Source organism: Rhizobium sp. L1K21 (assembly GCF_024055895.1).
Taxonomy (GTDB): Bacteria; Pseudomonadota; Alphaproteobacteria; order Rhizobiales; family Rhizobiaceae; genus Ensifer_A.
The window spans coordinates 1921668-1931669 of sequence record NZ_JAMXLE010000001.1; the positions used below are offsets into that span (position 1 = coordinate 1921668).

A 10002-nucleotide genomic window follows, 5' to 3' on the forward strand; every position below is an offset into this window, starting at 1 on the left:
GCGCACGCAACTTTTCAAAATTTTACTCGGCTGCGTCAGGCAGTTCGCCAGCTGGCGGGACCGCCGGATCGATCTTGGAATTTTCCAACTCCACCGACAGACCCAGAGACCGCATTTCCTTCACGAGAACGTTGAAGGATTCGGGAATGCCCGCTTCGAACGTATCGTCGCCGCGTACGATGGCTTCGTAAACCTTCGTACGGCCCGCCACGTCGTCCGACTTGACGGTGAGCATTTCCTGCAGCGTGTAGGCAGCACCATATGCTTCAAGCGCCCAGACCTCCATTTCACCGAAGCGCTGGCCACCGAACTGCGCCTTACCACCCAGCGGCTGCTGGGTAACGAGGGAGTACGGACCAATCGAACGGGCGTGGATCTTGTCGTCCACAAGGTGGTTCAGCTTCAGCATGTAGATGTAGCCGACAGTCACCTGACGGTCGAACTGTTCACCGGTACGTCCATCATAAAGCGTCGACTGGCCGGATTCCTTCAGGCCTGCCTTCACCAGCATTTCGTTGACGTCGGCTTCCACAGCACCGTCGAAGACCGGTGTTGCGATGGACACGCCGCGACGGGTCTGCTCGGCGAGGCGGACGATGGAGTCATCGTCGTAGTCCTTGATCGGCTCGCCCTTCGGACCGGTGCCCATGACGCTGTCGATGGTGTCACGCAGCGGCTTGATATCGTTGGTTTCCTTATAGGCATCCAACATCTCGCCGATCTGCTTGCCCATGCCGGCGCAAGCCCAACCGAGGTGGGTTTCCAGAATCTGGCCAACGTTCATGCGCGAAGGCACGCCAAGCGGGTTCAGCACGACGTCAACATGGGTACCGTCTTCGAGGAACGGCATGTCCTCAATCGGCAGAATGCGGGAAACCACACCCTTGTTGCCGTGACGGCCGGCCATCTTGTCGCCCGGCTGGATCTTGCGCTTAACAGCAACGAAGACCTTGACCATCTTCATCACGCCCGGAGGCATTTCATCGCCGCGCTGGACCTTTTCGACCTTATCCATGAAGCGCTGTTCAAGGCGCGACTTGGATTCATCGTACTGGCCACGGAGCGCTTCGATTTCGCCCTGAACCTTTTCGTCCTCAACGGCAAACATCCACCACTGCGAGCGGGGATATTCCTTAATGACGTCTTCGTTCAGCGCGCCGCCCTTCTTGAAGCCCTTCGGACCTGCAACGGCCGTCTTGCCGTTCAACATTTCGATCAGGCGGCCATAGACGTTGCGGTCGAGGATGGCCTGTTCGTCATCACGGTCCTTGGCAAGACGTTCGATCTCTTCGCGTTCGATCGCCATTGCACGCTCGTCCTTTTCAACGCCGTGGCGGTTGAAAACGCGAACTTCAACGATCGTACCAAACGTGCCAGGCGGCATGCGCATGGAGGTGTCGCGAACGTCGGATGCCTTCTCACCGAAGATAGCGCGAAGAAGCTTTTCTTCCGGCGTCATCGGGCTTTCGCCCTTCGGGGTGATCTTGCCGACGAGGATATCACCCGGCTGAACTTCAGCACCGATATAGACGATACCGGCTTCGTCGAGGTTCTTCAGAGCCTCTTCGGAAACGTTCGGAATATCGCGGGTGATTTCTTCCGGACCAAGCTTGGTGTCGCGGGCCATGACTTCGAATTCCTCGATATGGATCGAGGTGAAGACGTCATCGCTAACGATACGTTCAGACAGAAGAATGGAGTCTTCGTAGTTGTAGCCGTTCCAGGGCATGAACGCGACGAGCGCGTTGCGTCCCAGAGCTAGATCACCGAGATCGGTCGAAGGACCGTCAGCAATGATATCGCCCTTGTTCAGAACGTCGCCAACGCGCACCAGCGGGCGCTGGTTGATGGCGGTGTTCTGGTTCGAACGCTGGAACTTCTGCAACCGGTAGATGTCAACGCCCGACTTCGACGGATCGAGGTCTTCGGTTGCGCGGATAACGATACGGGTCGCATCCACCTGGTCCACCACGCCACCACGACGGGCGGCAATAGCGGCACCGGAGTCACGGGCCACAACCGATTCCATGCCTGTACCGACGAATGGTGCTTCTGCACGCAAGAGCGGCACAGCCTGCTTCTGCATGTTCGAGCCCATGAGCGCGCGGTTGGCGTCATCGTTTTCCAGGAACGGAATGAGCGAGGCTGCAACGGACACGAGCTGCTTTGGCGAAACGTCCATCAGGTTGATCATTTCGCGCGGAGCAAGTTGCACGTCGCCGGCATGGCGGCAAACCACGAACTCGTCAACAAACGAGCCGTCCTTGTCCATGTTGGCGTTGGCCTGTGCCACATAGTACTTGGCTTCTTCCATGGCGGAGAGGTAGATCACCTCGTCCGTCACCTTGCCGTCCACGATCTTGCGGTACGGGCTTTCGATGAAGCCGTACTTGTTGACATGGGCGAAGGTTGCCAGGTTGTTGATCAGACCAATGTTCGGGCCTTCCGGCGTTTCAATCGGGCAGATACGGCCATAGTGGGTCGGGTGAACGTCGCGGACTTCAAAGCCTGCACGCTCACGTGTCAGACCACCCGGACCAAGAGCCGAAAGACGGCGCTTGTGAGAGACTTCCGACAGCGGGTTGACCTGATCCATGAACTGCGAGAGCTGCGAGGAACCGAAGAATTCGCGAACGGCAGCGGCTGCCGGCTTCGCGTTGATCAGATCCTGCGGCATCACCGTGTCGATCTCGATGGAAGACATACGCTCCTTGATCGCGCGCTCCATGCGGAGCAGGCCAAGGCGGTACTGGTTTTCCATGAGCTCGCCAACGGAGCGAACGCGGCGGTTGCCGAGGTTGTCGATGTCGTCGATTTCGCCACGGCCGTCGCGCAGGTCCACGAGCATCTTGACGACAGCCAGGATGTCTTCCTTGCGCAGAACGCGAACGGTGTCTTCGGCATCCAGATCAAGACGCATGTTCATCTTGACGCGACCAACGGCGGACAGATCGTAACGCTCAGCATCGAAGAACAGCGACTGGAACATGGCCTCAGCCGATTCCATGGTCGGCGGCTCACCCGGACGCATCACGCGGTAGATGTCGAACAGCGCATCCTGGCGGGACTCGTTCTTGTCGGCCACCAGCGTGTTGCGGATGTAACCGCCAACGTTGATGTGGTCGATGTCGAGAACCGGGATTTCATCAAAACCGGCATCCAGAATGGTGGCGAGCGTCTTCTCGTCCAGCTCATCGCCGGCTTCGAGGAAGATTTCACCCGTTTCCATGTTGACCAGGTCTTCAGCAAGGTAAGAACCATAAAGGTCCTCATCCATGGCTTTGAGAGCCTTCAGACCCTTTTCGCTCAGCTGCTTGAGAAGGCGCGGCGTCAGCTTCTTGCCTGCTTCAACAACGACTTCGCCGGTATCGGCATCAACCATGTCGAAAACAGCCTTCTGGCCCTTCAGGGCTTCCGGCTTGAAGGGGATACGCCAGCCATCGCCGTCGCGCTTGTAATCAAACTTGCCATAGAAGGTGGACAGGATTTCTTCGCCGTCCAGTCCAAGCGCCATCAGAAGCGATGTGACAGGGATCTTGCGGCGGCGGTCGATACGCGCATGCACGATATCCTTGGCATCGAACTCGATGTCCAGCCAGGAGCCGCGATACGGGATCACGCGGGCAGCAAACAGCAGCTTGCCGGAAGAATGGCTCTTGCCCTTGTCGTGGTCAAAGAACACGCCCGGAGAACGGTGCATCTGCGAAACGATAACACGCTCCGTACCGTTGACGATAAAGGTGCCGTTGTCGGTCATGAGCGGCATATCGCCCATGTAGACAGACTGTTCCTTGATGTCCTTGATCGACTTCGCGCCGGTATCTTCGTCAATATCGAACACGATCAGACGCAGCGTCACTTTCAGCGGCGCAGAATAGGTCAGATCGCGCTGACGGCATTCGTCAACGTCGAACTTCGGCTGTTCGAACTCATAGGACACGAATTCCAGCATGGAGGCGCCGGAAAAGTCCGTGATCGGGAAAACCGACTTGAAAACGGCCTGCAAGCCCTCTTCGGGGCGGCCGCCATTCGGCTCGTCGACCATCAGAAACTGGTCGTAAGAAGCCTTTTGAACCTCAATGAGGTTCGGAACTTCTGCTACTTCGGGGATTTTACCAAAAAACTTGCGTACGCGCCTGCGACCGTTAAACGAAAGGGTCTGAGCCATCGTCGCTCCTTCAATATCTTGACATCCGGGCCTGCAACGGACGGTCACCACTGGCCAGGCAGCACCGCCGATATGAGTTCCAATCTCGTTTTCCGCTCATGCCGACAGGCCGGATTGCCTGACCCATGAGAAGAGAACCATCCTCTTGAGAACCCATTACCCAAAAGCCGAATTAACGACTTTTGGGTAAAACGTTCTTCGCTTTTCTTCCGCAATTTCCATCGAAAACCATTGGGGCCTTCTCAGGAATTGCTTTGAAATTGCAGATGGGAGACGGTGAAAACACCGTCTCCCAAAGCAATCCGAAGATTACTTGACTTCGACCTTAGCGCCGGCTTCTTCGAGCTTCTTCTTGAGCTCTTCAGCTTCGCCCTTGGAGATGCCTTCCTTGATCGCCTTCGGAGCGGACTCAACGAGGTCCTTAGCTTCCTTCAGGCCCAGGCCGGTGATGCCGCGGACTTCCTTGATGACGTTGATCTTGTTGGCGCCAGCGTCGGCGAGGATCACGTCAAATTCAGTCTTTTCTTCGACAGCTTCAGCAGCAGCAGCGCCGCCAGCAGCAGCAACAGCTACAGGAGCAGCTGCAGAAACGCCCCACTTTTCTTCGAGCATCTTGGAAAGCTCAGCAGCTTCCAGGACGGTCAGGTTGGACAGGTCTTCTACGATCTTTGCGAGATCAGCCATTTTTCTAGTTCCTTATGTTCGGTTCGAACTGAGTTAATTTATAAGCAGCGAAATTCCGCCTTAAGCGGCTTCGTCTTTCTTTGAGTACGCGGAGAACACGCGAGCAAGCTGACCTGCAGGCGCGTTGACAACCTGTGCGATGCGGGTTGCCGGCGTCTGAATCATGCCAACAATCTTCGCACGCAGCTCGTCGAGCGACGGGAGCGAAGCCAGAGACTTCACGCCATCGGCGTCGAGCGCGGTTGCGCCCATGGCACCACCGAGAACAACGAGCTTGTCGTTCTTCTTGGCGAATTCCATGACAACCTTAGGAGCGGTGATGGGATCTTCGCTGTAAGCGAGGATCGTCTGCCCCGTGAAGAGTTCGGACATAGATTCCGACTCCGTACCCTGAAGAGCGATCTTGGCCAGGCGGTTTTTCGCGACTTTGACGGTGCCGCCGGCTGCGCGCATCTGCGAACGAAAATCGTTCATTTGCGCAACCGTGATACCGGCGTAGTGGGCCACAACAACTGAACCCGATGTCTTGAAGACTTCGTTCAGCTCTGTGACGAATTCGCGTTTTTCCGCTCTATCCACTGCCTATCTCCAGTTGGCCGCATCTCTTTATCGAGAATTGGCCGGTTTGCCTTTGCCACCGAGGATCGTGTCGATCCTCAGCAACGCTTGAGGATCCTGCCCCCTCGCGCTGCATGAAAGCAGACACAAGGCAACCGAGGTTCGAACCGAAACATTGGTGCATGCGCACCGAAAAATTTCGCTCTTACCCGTCTCATGCAGGTTTCAATGATTAAGGTCGAAACCACCCGCAATCTCGGACAGGATTTCCGGATTTTCATCCGGATTTCCCAGCCCTTAACCTCAAGGGCTGGAAACTTTTCAGCAGAGCTTATCGCCCCGCAAAACTTTAAAATCAGGCCGTAACCGACGAAACGTCGATACGAACGCCCGGACCCATGGTCGAAGAAATAGCAACCTTCTTGACGTAGTTGCCCTTCGCGCCGGTCGGCTTTGCCTTGATAACCGCGTCCGCAAATGCGCGGATGTTTTCTTCCAGCGCCTTGGCGTCAAACGAAGCCTTGCCGATGCCGGCGTGCACGATACCGGCCTTTTCGACGCGGAATTCGACTGCACCGCCCTTGGAGGCTTCAACAGCGCCCTTGACGTCCATGGTCACAGTGCCAACCTTCGGGTTCGGCATCATGCCACGGGGACCGAGAACCTTACCGAGACGGCCAACGAGCGGCATCATGTCCGGGGTCGCGATACAGCGATCGAAATCGATCGTACCGCCCTGAACGATCTCGAGAAGATCTTCAGCGCCAACGATATCTGCACCTGCAGCCTTGGCTTCATCAGCCTTGGCGCCACGTGCAAAAACAGCAACGCGAACAGAACGGCCGGTGCCGTTCGGCAGATTGACAACGCCGCGTACCATCTGATCAGCGTGACGCGGGTCAACGCCGAGGTTCATTGCCACTTCGATGGTTTCATCGAACTTGGCGTTTGCGCGAGCCTTCACCATGCCGATTGCATCGGTCAGGGCGTAAAGCGTCTTGGCGTCAACACCTTCAACATTCTTTTGAATGCGCTTTGCAAGCTTTGCCATGTTCTCAGCCCTCCACGCTCAGGCCCATGGCGCGGGCAGAGCCCTCAACCATGCGCATTGCGCCTTCGATATCGGCAGCGTTCAGGTCTTTCATCTTGGCTTCAGCGATCGTGCGAACCTGAGCCGAGGTGATGGAACCGGCAGATGCCTTGCCAGGCGTCTTGGAGCCGGACTTGATCTTCGCTTCCTTCTTCAGGAAGTAGGAAACCGGCGGCTGCTTCATCGCGAAGGTGAAGGACTTGTCCTGGTAATAGGTGATGACGCACGGAATCGGCATCCCCTTTTCCATTTCCTGCGTCGCGGCGTTGAACGCCTTGCAGAATTCCATAATGTTAATGCCACGCTGACCAAGTGCGGGACCAATCGGCGGGGACGGGTTTGCCGATCCTGCCGGTACCTGCAGCTTGAGCTGGCCTGCAACTTTTTTAGCCATTTCTCTGCCTTTTCACTATGCCGGATACTTCCGGCGGCTGCGGTTGCGTGGTTCGGTTGAAGAAGACCCGGCTAAAGACCCCTCGCCTCCCACGCGATTTGACGGTTTAGCTAGAGCTTCTCTACCTGACCGTATTCAAGCTCAACCGGGGTTGCCCGGCCGAAAATCGAAACTTCCACCTTCAGGCGCGAACGCTCTTCGTCGACATCCTGAACGACGCCGTTGAACGATGCGAACGGACCGTCGGAAACGCGAACCTGCTCGCCGATCTCGAACGAGACGGAAGGCTTGGGACGCTCAACGCCATCCTGAACCTGGCCGAGAATGCGCTCGGCCTCATAGTCCGGGATCGGAACCGGCTTCAACTCGGAACCGAGGAAGCCCGTCACGCGCGGCGTGTTCTTGATGAGATGGAAAGCCTCGTCCGTGAGGTTTGCCTTCACCAGAACATAGCCCGGGAAAAACTTGCGCTCGCTGTCAACCTTGCGGCCACGGCGCACTTCAACAACCTTCTCGGTTGGCACCAGAACCTTTTCGAAAAGATGCTCAAGCCCCTTCTGGCGAGCCTTCTCCTCGATAGCCTCAGCCACCTTCTTCTCAAAATTCGAATATGCGTGGACGATGTACCAGCGCGCCGCCATCTTCTATCTCCGCCGTAATTTATCTGCCAACGTTCAAAATCAGACCGATCAACCAGCCGAAAAGCTGGTCGGCGCCGAAAAAGAACGCGGCGGCGATGAAGGCCATAGCAAAAACCATCACGGTGGAGATCATCGTCTCGCGCCGAGAAGGCCAAGTTACTTTTGCCGTTTCATTGCGCACTTGCTGCAGAAACGTGAAAGGGTTCGTTTTTGATGCCATTAATGCCACGCCTTTACGGCGCGTAAAGCTGTTACCTCAGCCCCACGCACCGCGTGTCTGTTTTTTGCCTTACATAAACGCCGAATCTTCGTTTAACAAGACCCAATCTGCGTTAATGCTGTTTTTTGCCGAACGACCGCGGCCATTCCAGCGTCTCCATCTCCCGGCAGCGACACGCGCGCGCCTTAAGGAAATGGCAGGGGCAGAGGGGCTCGAACCCCCGACCTGCGGTTTTGGAGACCGCCGCTCTACCAACTGAGCTATACCCCTAGCGTTCCTGGCCGCTGGCCGGAACGAGCGCGTTCTATTCAGTTTGTTTGCGAAAGACAAGCGCTTTCAATGCAATTCAAAGATTATTTTGTCAGCGGCTTTACCACTGCCTTCGGTATTTCACGCGCCCAGGTACGGTTGGTGTCCTTTCAGCCCATGGAGCGCCGCCTACGCATTCAGGCCGAAGAGCCCTTGGTGAACCCATGCCAACCGGGCGCGCGGAACCGGCCTTTGAGCAAGGCCGATCGTCCATTGCAGGCCGAGCGTCTCCGGCTTCAGGCATCAACGTATTTGCGCCAGTCGTGCTCTTCCTCAAAGCCCAGAACGTCGCGGATCTTCTGGTTGGAGATCAAAGCCTCGCGGGGTTTCAATTCGTGCTTGAGCGGAACACCGGGGAAGAAGCGGCTGGCGATCTCAGTTGCGGTCTCACGTGTGGTAATGGTGTCATTGACCGCGTTGAAAACCTGAAAACCAAGTCCGTTCTTTTCAATGCAGCGGTGCACGATCTGGCCAAGGTCGCGCGCATCAATATAACTCCAGGCATTGCGCAGGCGCGTTTCCGGGTGATCCAGATAGCCGGGGAAATTTTCATATTCGTGTGGCTCAATCACATTGCCGATGCGCAGCGCGTAAATATCAGCTCCCGTTCGCGCGGCAAATGCACGTGCGGTCTTTTCATTGACCACCTTTGAGAGCCCATAGCTGTCCATCGGATCGACATCATATTCTTCGTCGAATGGCAGATAATGGGGCTGCTTGTCGCCTTCTGCAAAACAAATGCCATAGGTGGTTTCGCTGGAAGCGATGATGACCTTCTTGATGCCGAGCTTCACGGCCGCTTCGATGACATTATAGGTGCCAATCGCATTGACCCGGAAGGTTTCATTGTCGGGCTTGATGAGAATGCGCGCCAGAGCGGCGAAGTGAACCACTGCATCGAAGGGCTGGACACCGCGTCCGTGCTCCAGTTCAGCAAAATCCGTGTGCATGGACAGTGCGTTGAACATCTGTCCGGAATCGGTGATGTCAGCGCTCAGGTTGGTCACACCTGGGACATCAAGCGGCGTCAGGTCGATATTGTGGACCTGATAGCCCTTGTCGATCAGCCAGGGAATAACATGACGTCCTGCCTTGCCTGCCCCGCCGGTAAACAAAATCCGCTTTTTCATAAAACTCTCCCGCATCTTTCTGTTTGCCCGGTCCTACCCTGCTGAAGCGAAGCTGTCACCCCCTGCGACGTTTTCCTGAAAATTTGGAGATTTCTTCGACTTAGGCGAGAATCACCGCTGATTCGAAATCAGCCGGAGGGCATGGTGATGCTGCGCATCCGAGACCAGATGATTGCCAAATCGCAGTTCGATGACGTGGACTTGGAAGAATCCACCTTCACCAATGTGAACCTCGACAAGATCAAGGTCTTGAACGCCAGCGTTTGCGATGCAACCTTCCACGGGCTGGCCATGTCGTCCAATTCCTTCCAGGACGTGGACCTGAAGGGCTCACGCTTCAAGAACGTCGATTTGAGCCATACCGCCTTTCACGATGTCAACTTCAGTCATGTGCAGATTGATGGTGCGAATATAGAAGGCATGCGGATCAATGGGTATCTGGTCAGCGATTTGTTGAAGCTGGCAGAGAGTCAATAAGAGGTTCGGCTCACTTTTCACGACCACAGTTTCCAATACGAAAAAGCCCCGCCGTTGCCAGCGGGGCCCTCCTCAATCCATTCGGATCGAATTACTCGATGATCGAAGCGACGATGCCGGCACCGGGTCCAATTCGCGCTCGCGCGCCAATTGGACAACTTTAATGACGTCGGCAGCTTTCGGATCGGCGCTAGCGATTATTATTCAATAATCGAAGCGACGATGCCGGCGCCGGGTCCAATTCGCGCTCGCGCGCCAATTGGACAACTTTAATGACGTCGGCAGCTTTCGGATCGGCGCTAGCGATTATTATTCAATAATCGAAGCGACG

At 56.1% G+C, this 10002-nt stretch carries 9 protein-coding genes and 1 tRNA gene; 1 reads left to right on the forward strand and 9 read right to left on the reverse strand.

The genetic code is table 11. The annotated features are described in order from the left end of the window. Positions 1-22 precede the first annotated feature (22 nt). From rpoB to NHF56_RS09300, 9 genes are all read right to left on the reverse strand, one after another. Entirely contained in the window at positions 23-4168 is a 4146-nt protein-coding gene (gene rpoB / locus NHF56_RS09260) for a DNA-directed RNA polymerase subunit beta (RefSeq protein WP_252803623.1), read from the reverse strand. Positions 4169-4477: 309 nt separating this feature from the next. Next, positions 4478-4852: a 50S ribosomal protein L7/L12 gene (rplL, locus tag NHF56_RS09265; RefSeq protein WP_252803624.1), complete on the reverse strand. Its 375-nt coding sequence runs from the start codon at positions 4850-4852 to the stop codon at positions 4478-4480. 60 nt (positions 4853-4912) lie between these two features. Beyond that, complete coding sequence (gene rplJ, locus NHF56_RS09270) at positions 4913-5431, reverse strand: 50S ribosomal protein L10 (RefSeq protein WP_252803625.1); 519 nt, start codon at positions 5429-5431, stop codon at positions 4913-4915. Positions 5432-5765: 334 nt separating this feature from the next. Next, positions 5766-6461: a 50S ribosomal protein L1 gene (gene rplA / locus NHF56_RS09275; RefSeq protein ID WP_252803626.1), complete on the reverse strand. Its 696-nt coding sequence runs from the start codon at positions 6459-6461 to the stop codon at positions 5766-5768. 4 nt (positions 6462-6465) lie between these two features. Further along, the gene (gene rplK / locus NHF56_RS09280) at positions 6466-6894 is read right to left on the reverse strand and encodes a 50S ribosomal protein L11 (protein ID WP_252803627.1); all 429 of its coding nucleotides are present in this window, start codon (positions 6892-6894) and stop codon (positions 6466-6468) included. A gap of 110 nt (positions 6895-7004) precedes the next feature. Further along, positions 7005-7535, reverse strand: coding sequence for a transcription termination/antitermination protein NusG (gene nusG, locus NHF56_RS09285; protein ID WP_252803629.1), 531 nt, complete (start codon positions 7533-7535; stop codon positions 7005-7007). Between the two features lie 19 nt (positions 7536-7554). After that, a complete protein-coding gene (gene secE / locus NHF56_RS09290; RefSeq protein ID WP_252804938.1) occupies positions 7555-7755 on the reverse strand; it encodes a preprotein translocase subunit SecE in 201 nt (66 codons plus the stop codon). Between the two features lie 194 nt (positions 7756-7949). Further along, positions 7950-8025: transfer RNA gene (locus tag NHF56_RS09295), tRNA-Trp, on the reverse strand. A gap of 275 nt (positions 8026-8300) precedes the next feature. After that, positions 8301-9194: an NAD(P)-dependent oxidoreductase gene (locus NHF56_RS09300; RefSeq protein ID WP_252803631.1), complete on the reverse strand. Its 894-nt coding sequence runs from the start codon at positions 9192-9194 to the stop codon at positions 8301-8303. A gap of 147 nt (positions 9195-9341) precedes the next feature. On the opposite strand from NHF56_RS09300, the gene NHF56_RS09305 reads away from it, so the two are divergent. Beyond that, on the forward strand, positions 9342-9671 hold the full coding sequence (locus tag NHF56_RS09305; protein WP_252803632.1) for a pentapeptide repeat-containing protein: 330 nt from the start codon (positions 9342-9344) through the stop codon (positions 9669-9671). Positions 9672-10002: the final 331 nt, after the last annotated feature.

Coding starts and splice junctions, on each gene's coding strand:
- rpoB (WP_252803623.1), bottom strand. CDS start 4,168: ATGGCTCAGACCCTTTCGTTTAACGGTCGCAGGCGCGTACGCAAGTTT.
- rplL (WP_252803624.1), bottom strand. CDS start 4,852: ATGGCTGATCTCGCAAAGATCGTAGAAGACCTGTCCAACCTGACCGTC.
- rplA (WP_252803626.1), bottom strand. CDS start 6,461: ATGGCAAAGCTTGCAAAGCGCATTCAAAAGAATGTTGAAGGTGTTGAC.
- rplK (WP_252803627.1), bottom strand. CDS start 6,894: ATGGCTAAAAAAGTTGCAGGCCAGCTCAAGCTGCAGGTACCGGCAGGA.
- nusG (WP_252803629.1), bottom strand. CDS start 7,535: ATGGCGGCGCGCTGGTACATCGTCCACGCATATTCGAATTTTGAGAAG.
- secE (WP_252804938.1), bottom strand. CDS start 7,755: ATGGCATCAAAAACGAACCCTTTCACGTTTCTGCAGCAAGTGCGCAAT.
- NHF56_RS09300 (WP_252803631.1), bottom strand. CDS start 9,194: ATGAAAAAGCGGATTTTGTTTACCGGCGGGGCAGGCAAGGCAGGACGT.
- NHF56_RS09305 (WP_252803632.1), top strand. CDS start 9,342: ATGCTGCGCATCCGAGACCAGATGATTGCCAAATCGCAGTTCGATGAC.